Origin of the sequence: Bacillus sp. CFBP9009 (assembly GCF_036541465.1) — a bacterium.
Lineage (GTDB): Bacteria > Bacillota > Bacilli > Bacillales > DSM-1321 > Peribacillus.
This window is the reverse complement of the sequence record NZ_JAZHFU010000003.1, coordinates 441128-458140: the sequence shown is the minus strand read 5'-3', so window position 1 is coordinate 458140 and position 17013 is coordinate 441128. Positions and strand designations below refer to the sequence as shown.

The window sequence follows — 17013 nt, the reverse complement described above, 5'->3', positions numbered from 1 at the left end:
TGTATCATTTGTAATGGACTCCTATGAATTATAGCATTAGAAGTATATCCGAGAAAACCAGGTTTTTTTTACCAGTATCAACGGTAATGCCATAAAGGTTATACCATACTTAAATAGCCACACAGGAAAGTGCCGATACACCCTAAAACCGACACCGTTATATAGATAAGGCTATCTATATAACGGTGTTTTCTAATAAGTTCAAGCGTTTCCATACTGAATGTCGAAAAGGTCGTAAAAGCCCCCAGAAAACCTATCGTCAGAAAAACCTGCAAAGATAAAGCCCAGCTCTCATTTTGCGGAAACACCATTCCCAGCCCAAAGGAACCTATAAGGTTAATCAGTAAAATGCTAATGGGTATAGAGACCGCTGGCAATAGCCTATTAAAAATAATCTGCAAGACATATCTAGAGGCCGCACCAAAAAAGCCTCCTATAAAAACTGAAAGAACCTCAATCAAAGGGAGTCACCTCTTTGTCTATTAAAAAGGCCCAGTCCGAGGAAACCAGCGACCAAACCAAATAAAAGCGTAGCTCCAAGATACAATCCCGCCAATGGCAGAGAAGTCTGCAATAGATTCACCACTTCTTGGGAAAATGTGGACATCGTGGTGAAGCCGCCGCAAAACCCGCTGCCCAGCGCTAAAAAAACAAGCGACTTCTTTTTCGAGGCGAAATAGCCATTGATCATTCCAAGCAAAAAGCTGCCTACTATATTTATCAATAGGGTTCCAAACGGGAAGAAGGAATGGCCAGCAGTCAAGATTACGCAATAACGCAATATCGCTCCTGCCGCTCCTCCAAAACCGACTGCAAAAATGCTTTTAAATCGATCCATTAAGGTCCCCCCGAATTTTTCTCATAAGTAGACTCATTATAACAGATTAAGATGAAACAGGCTCTTTTCTTAAAAAAAACCATACTATGTAAAGAATTTGAGAAAAGGAGGCTAATTATGCAAACACAGTATTTTCCTTACTACCACTATCCACAGACCATGATGCTACAGAACGAATACAGAAATGCATATGGGAATGAATATGGACCTGAATATTGGAATGACGAGCGCTTCTTTCCTTTCTTTCCTCTATTGGCGCCTGTAGCTTTTGTTGCAGGATTGGCAATTGGACCGTTGCTATTCAATAACCGTCCACCTGTCTATCCTCCATATCCTCCTCCATACCCGCCCGCTTACCCTCCTTACCCTGCTTATCCAGCTTACCCTGCTTATCAAGGCTTTCAGGGTTACCAGCAACAACAATTCGGCGCACAGGCTGGGGTATCCGAAAACATCAATATATACACTCAATAAGGATTGCACAGAAGGCGACATTGAACGCCTTCTTTTTCTTGGACCAAAAGCCGTCCGATTGAATTTTACTTCCCTATATATTTTGAAGTGGTATAATATGAAAATGAATAGATGGTAAAGTGTTAGGAAATGATGGTCATACCCTAGAGATGTACATGCATTGTTTTTTCACTGTTTCTGCCTGGTTGCACACACGTCTCTATTTCAACCAATATATAAGAACAGGTTTTGATTGAAGGACGTCTGTTTGTAACGTCCTTCTAACCTTATTAAGAAAAGGAGTTTCCATGATGAACCAAACGAAAGGACATTCTGAAAGGGATGAGTTTTCGATTAACTCCATTGCCCAAGCCGTGTTTATTGTCAATAAACATGCAAAGACTGCATTGGAGCCCAAAAATTTATATAATTTAAAACGGCTAGCATTAAGCAAGCTTATGCAAGAAGGAAAAGCGAAGAAGATTGGACTTCATTTCTCTGATAACCCTCGCTTTGCAGCACAACAATCCGACGTCATTGTCGAATGCGGATCATATGTTTTTCATTTACCTCCCACTAAGGAAGATTTGAAAAAACTACCCCACCTCGGCAGCCGGGCAGCCTCCATGCGGAACCCTAAAGCCGCATTGTCATTATCCAAGGCAAAACAAATCCTGCAATCTTACGTTGGACAAGCAGGTGAAAAACAACCGAACCCTACCAACACCGAGAAAAGGGCTCACGGGCGTGGGTCGGTCAAGCAACCTTTCCACAATCCATTCCCATCCTCCTTTTTAGGAAAAGGTTCCAAGTATTAATCATTGATAAACCAAACGGGCCGTGAGGTAATGCCTCACAGGCCCGTTTCACATTCATAATACCAATCTGTCTATCAACTTTATTAGCTCTGCAATTTCTGGCTTGCTGATTTGTGCGTCAGCCCCTACGACCTGACCTTTATGACGAAGGCTGTCCGTAATCAAAGAAGAGAAAATAATCACCGGCAATCCAGTGAGTTCCCCGTTTTCCTTTATTCTTCTAGTCAAATGATGCCCATCCATTTGAGGCATCTCAATATCGGTAATCACCAGTTGCACTTCTTCTTCAACCACTTTTCCTGATTCAATTAAATTCTCCAGATAATTAAATGCATCAAGTCCATTTTCATAAAACTCCAAGTACTTGAATCCAGCTTCTGATAATGTATCAAACAGCAGCTTTCTCAGTAATGGAGAATCTTCTGCAATCAGGATTCTCTTGTCAGAATTTTGCCGGATACCAAGCTTTTTAACCTGTTGGATGTTTATTCCTGACTCTGGATTGATTTCGACCACTATTTTTTCAAAATCGAGTAACAGTAACATTTCACTATTTAATTTTATTACTCCGATAAGGCCTTGATACATATCCGAAGGCTTTTCGATTTGTGACCAGGAAATACGGTGGATCTGTGTTACGGTATGGACATGGAAAACCACTTTTTGCTGATTGAATTCAGCCACTATGAATTTATCCTGCTCAGGAGTTTCAGATGGCGGAAATCCTAAAGCATCCGCCACACTCACAACTGGCAGGACTTCTCCGCGAAGCTCAATGATCCCCTCCACATTTGGATGCGAATGCGGGACAAGCGTGATGGGGACAGGATTGATGATTTCCTTCACCTTAATTACGTTAATGCCGAATTTATTCTTTCCGAGACCGAATTCCACTATCTCAAGCTCATTCGTTCCACTTTCAAGTAATATTCCTTTATTTGCTTCCATTGTTTCATCTCGCCCTTCTACTTTTTCATTTCAAAATTCCATAAATCATTTAACCGCTAGGAAAAATATCATGGTTTCATGAATGAACTCATACCTAATAATTCGGTTAAATATTTCTTTTATTTAGAGCACAGCTAAAAAAAGAATCAAGAAGTGATTATTTATTAATACCAAACTAAAAAGGGACCCATCAGAGTCCCCTTTTTCCAAGCTCATTTTTCACCACTGCCATTCCGGCCATCATATCGATCGTAAGGCTGTCTCTTCGATAAAACCCCTCCATGATTGGATGATCAGCCAAATAACGCCTTGCAGCCCTTCCAAACCCACTTAAAATAGCAGGTCAGTTGAGTCTTTTCATCTCCTTCGCGACCTTTTTTTTGGATTGAGCCAACCCTTTTTAACAAAGAATAAAAACATCATCAAGGCAATTCCGCCCATCATTCCAAGAATGAGGAAATAGCCATAATGCCAATTTAATTCCGGCATATATTCAAAATTCATCCCATATACACCCACTATGAAGGTCAGCGGCATGAAAATGGTAGTGATGACAGTCAATGTCATCATCGTTGAATTCATATTATTAGAGTTCACAGACAAATAGCTATCACGGATATCGGACGAAAAATCTCGATACGATTCAAGCATTTCAGTCAATTTAAGAAGATGATCGTACACATCATTAAAATAAAGGTGCTGATCTTTCAAGTAATTCAGACGCTCTGATGAAATCATTCTGTACAATAAATCACGCATCGGCAATATTGTCCGACGGAGCCTGGACATATCTGTACGTAAATCGAAAAGCTGATCCATCAATTCGTTAATCGTGTCATTTTCAGTATTTTCCTCAATGCTGCCCAATTCGCTTTCAATTTTATAAACAGGCGGGAAAAATTCATCGACAATCCTGTCAATTATCCTATGCATCAAGAAAAATGGACTTTGCTTCAACATTTTATTACCAGCAATTTCTTCCCATACTTTTTCCAGTTCAAGCATATCTTCCTTATGAAAACTGACTATCCATTTTTCACCAACAAACATATCCAATTCCACTGCTTTAGATACCTTCTCCCTTAGAGCATGTATCACAAGAAATTGGTAGCCCTCATAAAAATCCATTTTGGGACGTTGGTTAAAATCATCCAGGCAGTCTTCGATTGCCAGCGGATGAAAGTGAAAATGATTGGTTAAAAGTTCGATTTCCTTGTTTGTGGGGTTGGAAAAATCCACCCAGTACCACTCGATATCCGGATTATTCATTTCGGTTAGCGGTAAACCAAAACTGACTTCATGATTAGAAGTTATTGCGCAAGTCCTTATCATATGTATCAACCCTCAAAATTTTCTTATCATACATTATACCTTTAATTCATTAATCTCAAAAAGTTTTCTCTCCCCTCCAAACTAAATGATAAAATAGAATGAATGAGTCAAACATAGTACATAATTCATGTAGTTAGAAAAGGGAGGATATTCATAGATGGAACATTTAATAAACCCTCTAGTAAAAGACGTTAAAATATCAGGAATCCGTAAATTCTACAATATGGTAGCTGATATCGAAGGCACCATTTCCTTAACGATAGGACAGCCTGACTTTCCAACTCCGATGCATATTAAACAAGCTGCAAAACAAGCCATCGATAATGACTATACCGTTTATACTCACAATGCGGGCTATTTGGAATTACGGGAAGCCGCTTCAAATTATGTAAAGGATAAATACAAGCTTAACTATGACCCGGAGAATGAAGTGATAGTGACCTCTGGTGCCAGCGAAGGCATAGACATTACCTTTCGGACGATCCTCATCCCAGGGAACGAAGTAATATTACCGGGTCCGGTATATCCGGGATACGAACCCATCATTAAGATGTGCGGGGCAACACCTGTTTATGCCGATACAACAAAAAATGGATTTCGTTTGACTGCAGATATACTTGAAAAATACATAACTGAGCATACTCGGTGCATCGTTCTGCCCTATCCATCGAATCCGACCGGGGTTACATTATCTGCCGAAGAATTATTGGACATTGCCGAACTTGTTAGGGGCAAGGACATCTTCATATTGGCTGATGAGATATACAGTGAACTGGTATTCGATCAGGAGCATGTTTCGATTGCCACTTTCTTAAAAGAACAAACCATCGTCCTGAACGGACTGTCCAAGTCCCATTCCATGACCGGGTGGAGAATCGGCCTTCTGTTTGCGCCTGCAGCCATCTCTCAGCATCTCCTGAAGGTTCACCAATACAATGTGACCTGTGCCGCCTCCATATCGCAGAGAGCTGCCTTGGCAGCATTGACGGCAGGCAGAGATGATGCAATCCCCATGAAGACTGAGTATGCACGGAGACGGGAATACGTATTCAGCCGCTTACAAGCGATGAATCTGGAAGTAGTCAAACCAAATGGTGCCTTTTACTTCTTTATAAAGCTGCCTGAAGGCTATGCCTCTTCGCTTGATTTTTGCCTTAAGCTTGTTCAACAGGAAAAAGTGGCAGTGGTCCCTGGAGATGCATTCTCACCCCTTGGTGAAGGGTACTTCAGGATATCTTATGCATATTCCATGGAAACCCTGGAAAAGGCTTTGGATCGTATTGAGGCTTTTTTAGCCATAAAGTAACCGAAAAAAAAGTGGCCTTCAATTGAATGAACAATTGAAGGCCATTTTCCTATTTTCAAAGTTGTCATACTACCGAAGGTTTTTCACCAAGTCAGTCAACTAATACAGCCTCCGTAAGAAACGAATTTCCCGATATCCCTCTTCCTTATTTGTCGTGGTAAGGCTCACTTCAACGATTGACCCAAGTAAATCAGCCATCACTTCTTCAAATTCCTTTGCGGAGCGCGGCTTTGAAAAACCTAAACTCTTCAATTCGCGCATCAGGATCTGAAAACCGGCATTCGTTTCAATATGACTGAATTTCACCGGCAGTATCAGCGGACTTTCATTCATTAATTTCAGATCCCAACGAATGGGCTTTGTTTGATGAATGGTTTTTTCTCGCTTAAAACCTTCAATCCTTACAATATATCGACCATCTTCTAATTCCTGGAATTTCATATTGATATCATCGAATTCGCCCATAGCTTTCACTCCTTTTTGTAAAGGCTGTCGCTATCAGCTTATTCATGATATAGAAATGCTAGCACTAATTATAATGTTTATATAATGCTTGTGTACCGCTATTTTCCTCGCCAGCTTCTGCCAGCCCCTCATATAGGGATTTGCTCAGGCTTAATCCAGGAGCGTCCATTCCCATTCTTTCCGCTTCATCAAGTGCAATCTTCATATCCTTGATAAAATGCTTGATATAAAAACCAGGTTCAAAATCCCCTTCAACCATTCGCGGCACAAGATTGGAGAGTGACCAGCTTCCGGCAGAACCCGATGATATGCTCCTTAAAACCCGGTCCGGATCCAACCCAGCCTTTTTGGCATAGGAAATCGCTTCAGTCACTCCGATCATATTGGATGCAATGGCAATTTGATTGCACATTTTCGTATGCTGTCCTGAGCCAGCCGGGCCTTGATGGACAACATTGCTGCCAATGATATCAAAAATGGGCCGGACAGCTTCAAATGCCTCACTAGACCCGCCGACCATGATCGTAAGCTTCGCATCACGAGCACCGATATCTCCTCCGGAAACCGGTGCATCCAATGATTCCATGCCCCTTTTCTTGGCTTCTTCGGCAATTTTCACTGCCAAAGATGGAGTCGATGTCGTCATATCGATTAAATGGGTTCCTTGTTTCCCGTTCTCGATAAGCCCATTTTCCCCAAGATAGATTTCTTCCACATCACTAGGATATCCCACCATGGAAATGATCACATTAGCTCTCTGCGCAATTTCCTTTGGTGCAGATGCCCATTTCGCACCCAGTGAGAGCAGTTCACTTGCCTTATCTTTCGTCCTTGTATAAACAAACACCTCAAATCCCGCCTTAAGAAGATTTGCGGCCATGCTTTTTCCCATAACTCCTAAACCTATGAAGCCGATCACTTTGTTCGATTGCATATGGCAGATTCCTCCCAATCATTTTGTTTCAAAAAGTTTTAAATGGACTTTATCATTCCTCCGTCAACTAAATACGACTGGCCCGTTAAATATGTATTAGCGCCTGAAACAAGGAAAGTAACGAACTTTGCAAATTCCTCGGGTTCCCCATAACGGCCAAGAGGGATTTTGTTAATCGATTGTTCAGTCACCTCCTCAGGAGTGACGCCTTGTTTCTCCGCATTCATTTCATCTAGGTGCTGAACGCGGTCTGTTGCGATTCTTCCTGGACCGACTGTATTGATCAAAATCCGGTCCGGTGCTAATTCTGAAGCTAACGTCTTTGACAATCCAACGATTGCCGTCCGGAATGTATTCGATAATATCAATCCTGGAATCGGTTCCTTAATGGATGAAGAAGCAATATTAACGATTTTCCCGCCCTGTTTTTTTAAATGTGGCAAGCTTTCACGGATCGTCCTTATGAAACTTAGTAAATTAAGTTCGAAGGATTGTTGCCATTCTTCATCATTGAAATCTGTAAATGAACCCCCTGGAGGACCTCCGGCGTTATTAATAAGAATGTCGATACCGCCGAATTCCTCAGCAGTTTGCCCAACCAGGCTTTTAATATCTTCAGCTTTTGTTATATCCGTTACCTTATAAGAAACTTTACCCGTCCCAAGCTGCGATAATTCCCTTTGTACGGCGGCAAGCTTTTCTCCATCACGGCTTGCCAGCATGACATTTGCTCCTTCCTTAACCAATTCAGCTGCCATAGCCTTCCCCAAACCTTGACTTGAAGCTAAAATCAAGGCATTTTTCTTTTCCAAATGTAATTCCATATAATATTTAACCTCCATTTTCTTAAAATCATAATTCCATTATATCGTCATAACCGTAAAGTGAAAAATCTGAATAATCATTATTGTGATTTTTATTTACAAAAAAAATAGCCGGTTGGATAACCCAACCGGCGTCAAAGGGGGAAATGAGAATGTCAGCTGCCCTAATAGAGCTAAACAACTGTGCTTGCTTTTTATTTACCCCCATTTTGAAGCAATAAACATTTTTTCTTAAAGTATCAAGCAAGAATTACAGGACAGCACCCCATCTTCTGTGGATGGGGTGCATTTTTCCTGATTTATTTATTTCTTCAAAGCGTTAACTACCGCTTCTTTCACATTATCATTCGTATCCAGCCCTAAAACTTCTTGAGATAGTTTTTTCATCTCTTCAAGTGAAAGTTGGCTAATTAAAGAACGTGCTTTTAAAATCGAAGTGGCACTCATTGAGAATTCATCAAGGCCCAATCCGATCAATATCGGTATGGCCACTTCATCTCCAGCCATTTCCCCGCACATTCCGGCCCATTTCCCTTCTTTATGAGCTGCATCTATGACCATTTTCACCAGGCGTAATATCGCTGGATTGTATGGTTGATATAAATAGGATACTCTCTCATTCATTCGGTCAGCGGCCATCGTATACTGAATCAAGTCATTAGTGCCTATGCTGAAGAAATCGACTTCCTTAGCAAAAATATCCGCCATCACTGCAGTTGAAGGGATTTCAACCATGATTCCGACTTCAATTTTTTCGGCAACTTGAACACCATTATCAAGCAATTCCTGCCTAACTTCAGCCAAAACGGCTTTAGCTTCGCGGAATTCAGCAAGCGTGGCAATCATCGGGAACATGATTTTCAAATCTCCGTAAATGCTTGCACGAAGCAGGGCACGGAGCTGAGTCCGGAAAATCTCCTGCTCATTTAAGCAAAGGCGAATCGCACGGTATCCAAGGAAAGGATTCATTTCCTTAGGAAGCTCTAAATAAGGCAACTCCTTGTCCCCGCCTATATCAAGCGTTCTGACGACTACAGGCTTACCTGACATTCCTTCCAGCACCGCTTTGTATGCCTCGAACTGTTCTTCTTCACTTGGAAAGTCATTTCTGCCCATATAAAGAAATTCCGTACGATATAACCCGATGCCTTCACCGCCATTTTGATGTACGCCCTCCAGATCTTTCGGCGTACCAATATTGGCTGCCAATTCCACATGATGGCCATCATTTGTAACGGTTTTTTCATGAACCAGTTTCGCCCACTCAGCCTTTTGCATGGCATAGGCTTCCTGCTCCTCTTCGTAGCGTTTCACGAGTTCAGGAGTAGGATTGATGTGAACTTCACCCTTTAACCCGTCAATTATGACCAAGTCACCATTTTCAATGGACGAGGTCACTGACTTCGCTCCAACGACTGCTGGAATTTCCAATGAACGTGCCATTATGGCTGAATGGGAAGTACGTCCACCGATATCGGTCGTAAATCCTTTAACATATGCCGGATTCAACTGTGCTGTATCGGATGGAGTCAAATCCTCCGCAATGATGATCACTTCTTCAGCAATCATGCTCGGATTTGGAATATGAACACCTAAAAGATGTGACAGCACCCGTTTCGTGACGTCACGGATATCCGCCGCACGTTCCTTCATGTATTCATTATCCATTTGTTCAAACATCGTAATGAACATGCTTGCGGTTTCATTTAAGGAAAACTCAGCGTTGACGCCTTCTGATTGTATTTTATCCTGAATTGGAGTGATTAGTTCCGGATCAGCCAAAACAAGCAGGTGTGCGTCAAAGATAGCGGCTTTATCGGCCCCTAAATCCTTTTCGGCTTTATCCCTGATTATCTCCAATTCATTTGTTGACTTTTGAATAGCTTCCTTAAAACGGGATATTTCAGCCCCGACATCTTCTATGCTTCTTTTTTCAATCGATAAATCTGGCTCAGTCAGTCGATAGGCTTTAGCGATGGCTATTCCGTTTGAAGCTGCTATTCCACTAATCAAAGTGGACATTATTCTGCTAATCCTTCTCTGTTCAACGTTTCAGCAAGTGTGTTTAGTGCATCATTTTCATCGCTTCCTTCAGCAGAAATCGTAATTTCCGCCCCTTTGCCAATACCTAGAGACATTACACCCATAATGGACTTAAGGTTCACTTTTTTCTCTTTATAAGCAAGGTTTATTTCTGAATCAAATTTTCCTGCAGCTTGTACAAGCAATGTAGCCGGACGAGCGTGAATTCCTGTTTCTGCAGTTACTGTAAATGTTTTTTCTACCATATAAATCAATCTCCTTTAAGATAAATTAACAAAAATAGGTTATGTAAGGGGTTTTGCTCCATCCAATCAGGAAAGAAACGAAAAAAAGAAATGCCCTTTTCCTTATCAGGATAGCATTATCATTCCCAACAAACAAACCAAAACTATTGGTACCTACAAAATAGTACAAAAATATAGAAGGAACTGCAACTATTACTTTTCAGATTCTTCAATGATTAAATGGACAGCTGTGCATTTTTGGTAAAAAAAGCCCTAAAACTCAGCATAATGAAAAGGACCACCGTTAATGAAACACTTCCGAGAATCCCGATTAGTATCGCAATCTGGTACTCAATAGCGATTAGCGGGCTTATCCCCGACAGGATTTGCCCTGTCATCATTCCTGGAAGGAAGATAATCCCCATCCCGAGCATATTGTTCAAAGTCGGGAGCACTGCCGAGTCGAATGCAGCATCCACATATTTCTTCACAGCCCTCGCTGGAGTCGCTCCAAGCATCAACATCGCTTCTACCTTTTCACGATTACTGCTAATCCCATCATGGAGGTTTTTAAGCGCCAATGTCACTCCTGTCATCGCATTTCCCACGATCATCCCTGCAATTGGAATGAAATACCTCGGCTCATACCATGGAGTGAAATGGATCACGACCACATTAAAATAAAACAAGGCAGCCATGGGACCTGACAACATACTTAGGATAACCATCCTTTTGATTTTCTTATTAAGTGTATGGGACACTTGCTTAAAAATATTATGGATGGAAAACAGGGACATCGCACATAAAAATCCCAAAGAAAGTATAGGGTGGGGATTTTCAAAGATATATGTCAAAACATATCCGGCGAGAACGAGTTGGACCGTCATCCGTACCGTAGCGAGCATGATTTGCTTTTCCCGTGAAATCCCGCGCCATTTCACGATTATGAGCAGGATTACTACAAACACGTAGGCCGCACAAAGACGCCAGAACTCAATATCTATTATCCCATTCGCCTCCATTAATAGTCACCCTCCTTCGCCTTTTTCAGAACGATCCTCTTTTCAGCACAGATGTCCGCAAGCTGTTTTGAATGGGTTATCATGATGACCGTTCCTTTTTCCCGCTTTACTTCTTCTAAAAAACGGCTCATGACCGTCAGCTCGGCTTCCTCATCAAGAGCCGAGGTCGGCTCATCCAGTAAATACACCTCGGGTTTCAATAAAAGTAGCCTTGCCAGTGCCAGCCTCTGTTTCTCCCCGCCAGAAAGATTCTCCGCCCCCTCGTCTAAAGACTTCTGCAACTGGACGGTTTCAAGTGCTTTAACCAATTCGGCTTTATCCTTTTTTTCCCGTTCTGTCAATTCCAGGCCAATCTGAAGATTTTCTTCAATCGTACCCGGTAAAGTGAACGGTGCCTGAGAAAGCATTGTGACTTTACGCCGGAGCTCTATCGGGTTGAATTTATCCAGCAGCTGATCCTGATAATAGATCGAACCGCTATCCGGGTCATCCATCCTGTTCAATAATCGTAGCAGTGAGGTTTTTCCTGCACCGCTTTCCCCTGTCAAGCAAGTAACCATACAAGCGGGTATTTTCAAATCATCAATTTTCAAAATTCCTTTATACCTAATATTTTCAAGCCTAAATATCATTTTGCACGCCTGCCTCCCTTACTCCACCATATCATTATAAGAAACTATCATGATATGGGGTAGCGATGCATGTAAAAATTTTCATTTTCTTTCGCTTTTTTATGGGTTAGTATTAGTCCTGCCGAATATATCCATGACGGACGTGGAAAACACCTTAATAAATGGAGGGACTTATCATGAACGGAAATTCCTTGTTACATTCTTATCTGAATGTTTTTCTCCTGACTGCACTTTGCCTGATTACGTTGTCTGGCTGCCAGGCAGCATCAGATAACCAGATTAATCAATCCAAACAGGAAGATTCAATTTCAAATGAAGAAAAAGGCAAGACATTCACAGCCGAGATCATCAAAGTTGTTGACGGAGATACAGTAAAAATCAAAATGGCTAATGGAAATGAAGAAACGGTCAGGCTCCTTTTGGTAGATACTCCAGAAACCGTGCACCCATCCAAGCCCGTTCAGCCTTTTGGACCTGAAGCAAGCAAGTTCGCCAAGGAACTCATGCCTTCGGGCTCTGAAGTGGAAGTAGAAACCGGCATAGGTGAAAGGGATAAATACGGCCGGCTGCTGGCCTATTTTTATGTTGATGGTAAAATGGTGAATAAACTCCTGCTGGAAAAAGGACTGGCAAGGGTAGCTTATGTTTATGCACCGAACACGAAATATCTTGATGAATTGGAAGATATTCAGAAACAAGCCCAAAGAGACGAAATCGGTATTTGGTCAATTGAAAACTATGCCACTTCAAATGGGTTTGATGATTCCCAGTCAAAAGAAGTATCAGTGGAAAAGCCGACTGGATCTTGCAGTAACCCGCAAATTAAAGGGAATATAAACTCTAAAGGCAATAAAATATATCACATTCCTTCGGGCCAATATTACGAAATAACTAAACCAGAAGAAATGTTTTGTACCGAACAGGACGCACAGGATGCCGGTTTCCGAAAATCGCAAAGTTAACCAATTCAACGGTTTATCAATATGCCCGCTTCCGAACTCGCCTTTGGAAATTTTCAGGGGTGCTACATAATGAAATACACCCAAAATGAAGTATTTCGTTACTGCTTTTCTCCCCCGCTTCCATATTTTTAAAAACTAAATGATGATTTGGAAAATTACATATCTTTATATGTACAGACTGCAGGCAAATTAAAAGAAGATCAGTTTGCCTGCAGTTTTTTATTTTAAAAAAGATCAAGCGGATATCAGAAATCCGCTCCCTTTCCGCCGTCTGTCTGCCTCAATCCATAGAGTTTCCATCATATGTACAAAAAGTAAAAAACATGCAGAAACCTGTTTTTCTTTAAAATCATGGTCGGAGTGAGAGCATTTCGACCCTCCTTTATTATCTAGTTTGTAGACAAAAGGATTTCTATGCGAGTTCTATGTTAAAACAAAGTTGATTGGAGCGGGTGTTCGAGACTCCTGCGGGAAAAACGTGTCCAAGGGAGACCCCACAGGCGCAAAGAGCGCCGAGGAGGCTCCCGGACCGCCCGCGGAAAACGAGTGCCCTACGTTTCAATCAACGTTCAAATTTTACAAACCCTCCAAAAACAGTTTTTCTAGTTTTAAATTCATAATTCGGAATGATACCTTTCCAAACTCCCTTTTGTCGACAAACGGAGCATTCATGTGTATGGCTTTACATTGAATGAAGAGGAAAAACCAAAAGAAGAAGTAGTGAATTGTTCGGCACATCCAATATCAGGATGTGTTTTTTTCATTTGGTCACCTTTTTCAAGATTATCTGAATCTCCGTTTTTCCCTTCAATAAGGTTCTTTTTAGCTCCCTTGAAACCCACTTTTTTCCCCTCCATTTTTCCGTTACGCATTTTGGCTATATATGATCGATTTATTTATGGTAGAAGCACCCGGGAATACAGGAAAGTGCACTTTCTAAAGGTGACTTGCTTAATGGAAGATTTCTCAGCACTAACGAAGGAATTCACCCCGATGATTCATCATATTATCCGCTCACTTTCCATCTATAAAAATAAGGAAGAATATTTTCAAGTAGGCTTGATTGCTTTATGGGAGTCATTTGGGAATTTCAATGAGGAATACGGAAAATTCTCCAACTATGCCTATACTGTAATCAAAGGCAAAATTCTGAACGAATTAAAGCATCATCATAAATATGAGATCCGCACCGAACCCTTTGATTCCTTCATATTAGAGATTAAGGATCCTTTTTCAATGCATGATGAGGCCTTTGCCATCGATAATATCTTAACCTACACGGAAGGATTGACACTGAATCAGCAACGCTGGCTTTTACAGACATACCTCGAAAATAAAACGGTGTCTGAAATCGCTGAGGTCTATCAAGTCACTGCAGCAGCCGTCAAATCATGGAGAAATTCCGCTTTAAATAAATTAAGGAAACAAGTGATTTTTCCAATTATTTACATCGATTAACTTCTCGCTTCTTCTAAATACGTATAAATTACAACACCGTTATGTTGGGCATTCCCCCGAAAATGTTTAAAGTCTTCCCTTTTAACAAGAACCTCACGAAAAGCTAAAAATTCTTCTTTTGTTATCCTGAATTCATCCATTTCCCGATTTGCCAGTTTATCGAGTACATCTTTTGCTTCATCTGCATTCATCATATTATCCTCCTTAATTATCAAATGTTCCATCATATTCAGACAGGAGAAATTCCGTTTTCATTTTAACATAAGCATGCCACTAAATATAAATCAGAATTTTTTGAGGCCCTCTTGCTACATTATTCTTTACGTATGCTTTAAAATAGTGCAAACTGTATATTAAAATATCATAATGTAAAATGATTGGCATATTTTGTACATAGAATTACATACTGGTACGTATAACTGCGTTCGCAAGATATACCAAATTATGCCACATCATTACAGCTGCTCCATTTCAAGAATCGCACCTCCCTTTAAAAGTTTAGCTTACTGTACCGACATAAGAGATAACTAATTCTCTTACTGGCACTTCCCACGTCAAAATCTAAACGGCAAGATGTTCGAATAATCCAATTACTCCATAGTTACTTTTTGATCATTAGAAACAAAATGGGAAAGGATGATTACCATGAAGAAAGCGGAAGTTGGAAATATCATTGAATTTAGAGAAGGCTTAAAAGGAATCGTCGAGAAAGTGAACGAGAACTCAGTAATCGTGGACGTCACGTATATGGAAAATTATCGTGATTTGGAACTTGAACAGAAAACCGTCGTGAACCATAAAAATTATAAAATCATAGGTTAATTCAAAACGGGATGGTTTCTCAATACCATTCCGTTTTTCACTTTTTAGCAAGCGTATGAATTGATTTTCCAGTTTTTTTGTAACCATTTCCATTTTACTCCGTCTAATTCATTAAAGGGCAAAACACTTGTATGTGATGCAAAATATCCAAATTCAGATTGGAATTTCTATCAGAAAGATGAGGGAAACAAATGACTCGTTGGACACGTTATATAGGCTGTGTCACATTCGCCGCTTTTCTGCTGACTGGCTGCGGTTCGACCACAGACGAAAATGCAGATGAGCCACAAGAAGGTTCAGTAAAAGAGGGGAACGAAGGCAATACTTCTCAAGGAGATAATCGCAATAACAAAGTAAGACTGATGGAGCAAAACCTGCAATATTCAATTAACGGGGAAGCAAACGAAAAAACAGCGTTCTTAAAAAAAAGTGATAATCAACCGTTCAGCCTTTATGTTTTGCAACAATTCAGATTAAGTGCCGAAGAACCTGGAAAGGATATTGTGTTCCTGACTGAAGATGACTCCATTTTTATGAGAATAGAATTATTGAAGACGGATGTCAATTGGGATGAGGTGGAAAAAAATGTTCAATCCCAGCTGGAAAGCATTTCAGAAACGATTAGGGATCCTTCACTTGAAATCGAGAGCGGCACGGGATTTGAAGTGGAAAGTGGGGATGATGTGATCACTTCCATATTGCTCAAGGATGAAAAAGCACCCGTCCGCTTAACTATGTTCACAAAAAAAGATCGAGATTACCGGGATGCTTTTCTAGAGATGGCTAAGACGCTGATGAAAGGATGAACATTGATTCCCCCCTGATACGGAGGGCTAAGTTCAGGCCCCCCGTTCTTCATCACTCCTTCCCCGCCTTGCTTTTCCAGACCAGAATTAAAAAAAGGAGGCTTATGTATCCAAAAACCGGATAAATATATCCTAGTAACCTTCCATAGCCGAATTCACTAATGATCAAAGCTATTAAAAAAATCACCGCTATGATCAGCATGCTTGGCAATTTAATATAACTGCTGATTTGCCTCTGTAATCCATATATGTTTCCGATGACCGAAGTGAATATCTCGCCGTAAATCACCAAAATGAACATCCAATATAACTGACTGGCTGCCGTTCTCATAATAACTGCTGAAGGAATTTCATAACCATTCACGTCAGGAAGTGTCATAAGTGAAAAATGCCCCGTCAATAAAATGATCGTAAGGAATATCCCTCCAAGGATTGCACCATGTTTAATGACCTTCTCATCTCGAACTTCATACGCAACCGGAACCAGCACAGCCTGTGCCAAAGCAAGGTTAAAGGCTGTATAGGCAAATGGTGACAAAATCATTTTCACGGTGATCACTTCATCTGGAACTTTTGTAAGGGTCTTAAAGAAATCCCCATTACCCAAAGTCGAGAAAAAAAGGATCAAACTAAAACAGATCATGATTGGTACAACAAACGAGTTCACAGTGAAAACACCGCGCATGCCCATCATCAGGACCAAGGATGCCAGTATGATCGTAGACCAGCTTCCTATACTTTTAGACACGCCCAGTTGTTCTTCGAAAACGGCTCCTGAACCCGAAATCATGACAGCCGTCACCCCTAACAGCATGATAAGGAAGAAGATGTTGATGATTCCTGCTATTTTCCTGCCAAAAAGAAATTGATTGAACTCCTCATAAGAAGATGCTCTGATCCTTGCGGAAATGAGCATGATTTTCGTTCCAGTGAAAATGAAAATATAACCTGCTATTAAAATCCCGATAAAGCCATAAAAGCCATAACGGGTAAAAAACTCGACAATCTCTTTTCCAGTTGCAAAACCTGCACCGACGACCGTGCCTACATAAACCGCTGCAATCTGAAAACTTCCTGACCACCTTGACAGCATACTCTCCCCTCCTCCCTACATTTATATGTAAGG

22 protein-coding genes are annotated in these 17013 nt (G+C 40.9%); 7 read left to right on the top strand and 15 right to left on the bottom strand.

Translation table 11 applies throughout. The annotated features are described in order from the left end of the window. Positions 1-98: 98 nt before the first annotated feature. Positions 99-461 (bottom strand): fluoride efflux transporter CrcB, encoded by a 363-nt coding sequence (gene crcB / locus V3595_RS11575; RefSeq protein WP_402900625.1) that lies wholly within the window; start codon positions 459-461, stop codon positions 99-101. Next, on the bottom strand, positions 458-838 hold the full coding sequence (locus tag V3595_RS11570) for a fluoride efflux transporter FluC (RefSeq protein ID WP_485907345.1): 381 nt from the start codon (positions 836-838) through the stop codon (positions 458-460). The genes crcB and V3595_RS11570 overlap by 4 nt, the downstream gene beginning before the upstream one ends. Positions 839-1000: 162 nt before the next feature. Between V3595_RS11570 and V3595_RS11565 the strand changes: the two genes are divergently transcribed. Both V3595_RS11565 and V3595_RS11560 read left to right on the top strand, forming a co-directional pair. Continuing rightward, positions 1001-1312, top strand: a complete 312-nt coding sequence (locus V3595_RS11565; RefSeq protein ID WP_485907587.1) for a hypothetical protein — start codon at positions 1001-1003, stop codon at positions 1310-1312. 290 nt (positions 1313-1602) lie between these two features. Further along, positions 1603-2109, top strand: a complete 507-nt coding sequence (locus V3595_RS11560; RefSeq protein ID WP_485907343.1) for a YkyB family protein — start codon at positions 1603-1605, stop codon at positions 2107-2109. Between the two features lie 54 nt (positions 2110-2163). Here the strand turns inward: V3595_RS11560 and V3595_RS11555 are convergent, their stop codons facing one another. Both V3595_RS11555 and corA read right to left on the bottom strand, forming a co-directional pair. Then, positions 2164-3057, bottom strand: coding sequence for a chemotaxis protein (locus V3595_RS11555; RefSeq protein WP_485907341.1), 894 nt, complete (start codon positions 3055-3057; stop codon positions 2164-2166). Positions 3058-3414: 357 nt separating this feature from the next. After that, entirely contained in the window at positions 3415-4389 is a 975-nt protein-coding gene (corA, locus tag V3595_RS11550; RefSeq protein ID WP_402900637.1) for a magnesium/cobalt transporter CorA, read from the bottom strand. A gap of 157 nt (positions 4390-4546) precedes the next feature. Here corA and V3595_RS11545 point away from each other — a divergent pair, with 157 nt between their 5' ends. Continuing rightward, positions 4547-5695, top strand: a complete 1149-nt coding sequence (locus V3595_RS11545) for an aminotransferase A (protein ID WP_485907339.1) — start codon at positions 4547-4549, stop codon at positions 5693-5695. 99 nt (positions 5696-5794) lie between these two features. Here V3595_RS11545 and V3595_RS11540 read toward each other — a convergent pair whose 3' ends face one another. The 8 genes from V3595_RS11540 to V3595_RS11505 form a co-directional block, all read right to left on the bottom strand. Further along, complete coding sequence (locus V3595_RS11540; protein WP_034314117.1) at positions 5795-6160, bottom strand: hypothetical protein; 366 nt, start codon at positions 6158-6160, stop codon at positions 5795-5797. Positions 6161-6224: 64 nt separating this feature from the next. After that, complete coding sequence (locus V3595_RS11535) at positions 6225-7094, bottom strand: NAD(P)-dependent oxidoreductase (RefSeq protein WP_485907338.1); 870 nt, start codon at positions 7092-7094, stop codon at positions 6225-6227. 38 nt (positions 7095-7132) lie between these two features. Next, positions 7133-7918 carry an SDR family oxidoreductase gene (locus V3595_RS11530; RefSeq protein ID WP_485907336.1) on the bottom strand — a complete coding sequence of 262 codons (786 nt, stop codon included), beginning with the start codon at positions 7916-7918 and terminating at the stop codon, positions 7133-7135. Between the two features lie 28 nt (positions 7919-7946). After that, the gene (locus tag V3595_RS11525; RefSeq protein ID WP_485907334.1) at positions 7947-8165 is read right to left on the bottom strand and encodes a hypothetical protein; all 219 of its coding nucleotides are present in this window, start codon (positions 8163-8165) and stop codon (positions 7947-7949) included. A 56-nt stretch (positions 8166-8221) separates the two neighbouring features. Then, positions 8222-9940 carry a phosphoenolpyruvate--protein phosphotransferase gene (gene ptsP / locus V3595_RS11520; protein WP_485907332.1) on the bottom strand — a complete coding sequence of 573 codons (1719 nt, stop codon included), beginning with the start codon at positions 9938-9940 and terminating at the stop codon, positions 8222-8224. Next, complete coding sequence (locus V3595_RS11515; RefSeq protein ID WP_034314127.1) at positions 9940-10206, bottom strand: phosphocarrier protein HPr; 267 nt, start codon at positions 10204-10206, stop codon at positions 9940-9942. Before V3595_RS11515 ends, ptsP begins: the two co-directional genes overlap by 1 nt. Before the next feature lie 215 nt (positions 10207-10421). Further along, on the bottom strand, positions 10422-11207 hold the full coding sequence (locus tag V3595_RS11510; protein ID WP_485907330.1) for an ABC transporter permease: 786 nt from the start codon (positions 11205-11207) through the stop codon (positions 10422-10424). Further along, complete coding sequence (locus tag V3595_RS11505) at positions 11207-11836, bottom strand: ABC transporter ATP-binding protein (protein ID WP_101224729.1); 630 nt, start codon at positions 11834-11836, stop codon at positions 11207-11209. The genes V3595_RS11510 and V3595_RS11505 overlap by 1 nt, the downstream gene beginning before the upstream one ends. Positions 11837-12015: 179 nt before the next feature. Between V3595_RS11505 and V3595_RS11500 the strand changes: the two genes are divergently transcribed. Next, positions 12016-12801 (top strand): thermonuclease family protein, encoded by a 786-nt coding sequence (locus tag V3595_RS11500; protein ID WP_485907328.1) that lies wholly within the window; start codon positions 12016-12018, stop codon positions 12799-12801. A 668-nt stretch (positions 12802-13469) separates the two neighbouring features. On the opposite strand, the gene V3595_RS11495 is transcribed toward V3595_RS11500, so the two are convergent. Next, positions 13470-13643, bottom strand: coding sequence for a hypothetical protein (locus V3595_RS11495; RefSeq protein ID WP_485907326.1), 174 nt, complete (start codon positions 13641-13643; stop codon positions 13470-13472). A 112-nt stretch (positions 13644-13755) separates the two neighbouring features. Between V3595_RS11495 and V3595_RS11490 the strand changes: the two genes are divergently transcribed. Then, positions 13756-14259 (top strand): sigma-70 family RNA polymerase sigma factor, encoded by a 504-nt coding sequence (locus tag V3595_RS11490; RefSeq protein WP_485907324.1) that lies wholly within the window; start codon positions 13756-13758, stop codon positions 14257-14259. Here V3595_RS11490 and V3595_RS11485 read toward each other — a convergent pair. Further along, positions 14256-14450, bottom strand: a complete 195-nt coding sequence (locus V3595_RS11485; RefSeq protein ID WP_485907323.1) for a hypothetical protein — start codon at positions 14448-14450, stop codon at positions 14256-14258. The two genes, V3595_RS11490 and V3595_RS11485, sit on opposite strands and share 4 nt — an antisense overlap. A gap of 454 nt (positions 14451-14904) precedes the next feature. On the opposite strand from V3595_RS11485, the gene V3595_RS11480 reads away from it, so the two are divergent. After that, the gene (locus tag V3595_RS11480) at positions 14905-15081 is read left to right on the top strand and encodes a YkvS family protein (RefSeq protein WP_064505160.1); all 177 of its coding nucleotides are present in this window, start codon (positions 14905-14907) and stop codon (positions 15079-15081) included. A gap of 191 nt (positions 15082-15272) precedes the next feature. Further along, positions 15273-15887: a hypothetical protein gene (locus tag V3595_RS11475; RefSeq protein WP_485907321.1), complete on the top strand. Its 615-nt coding sequence runs from the start codon at positions 15273-15275 to the stop codon at positions 15885-15887. A gap of 52 nt (positions 15888-15939) precedes the next feature. Here V3595_RS11475 and V3595_RS11470 read toward each other — a convergent pair whose 3' ends face one another. Further along, positions 15940-16980, bottom strand: a complete 1041-nt coding sequence (locus tag V3595_RS11470) for a YkvI family membrane protein (RefSeq protein WP_485907320.1) — start codon at positions 16978-16980, stop codon at positions 15940-15942. Positions 16981-17013 lie beyond the last annotated feature (33 nt).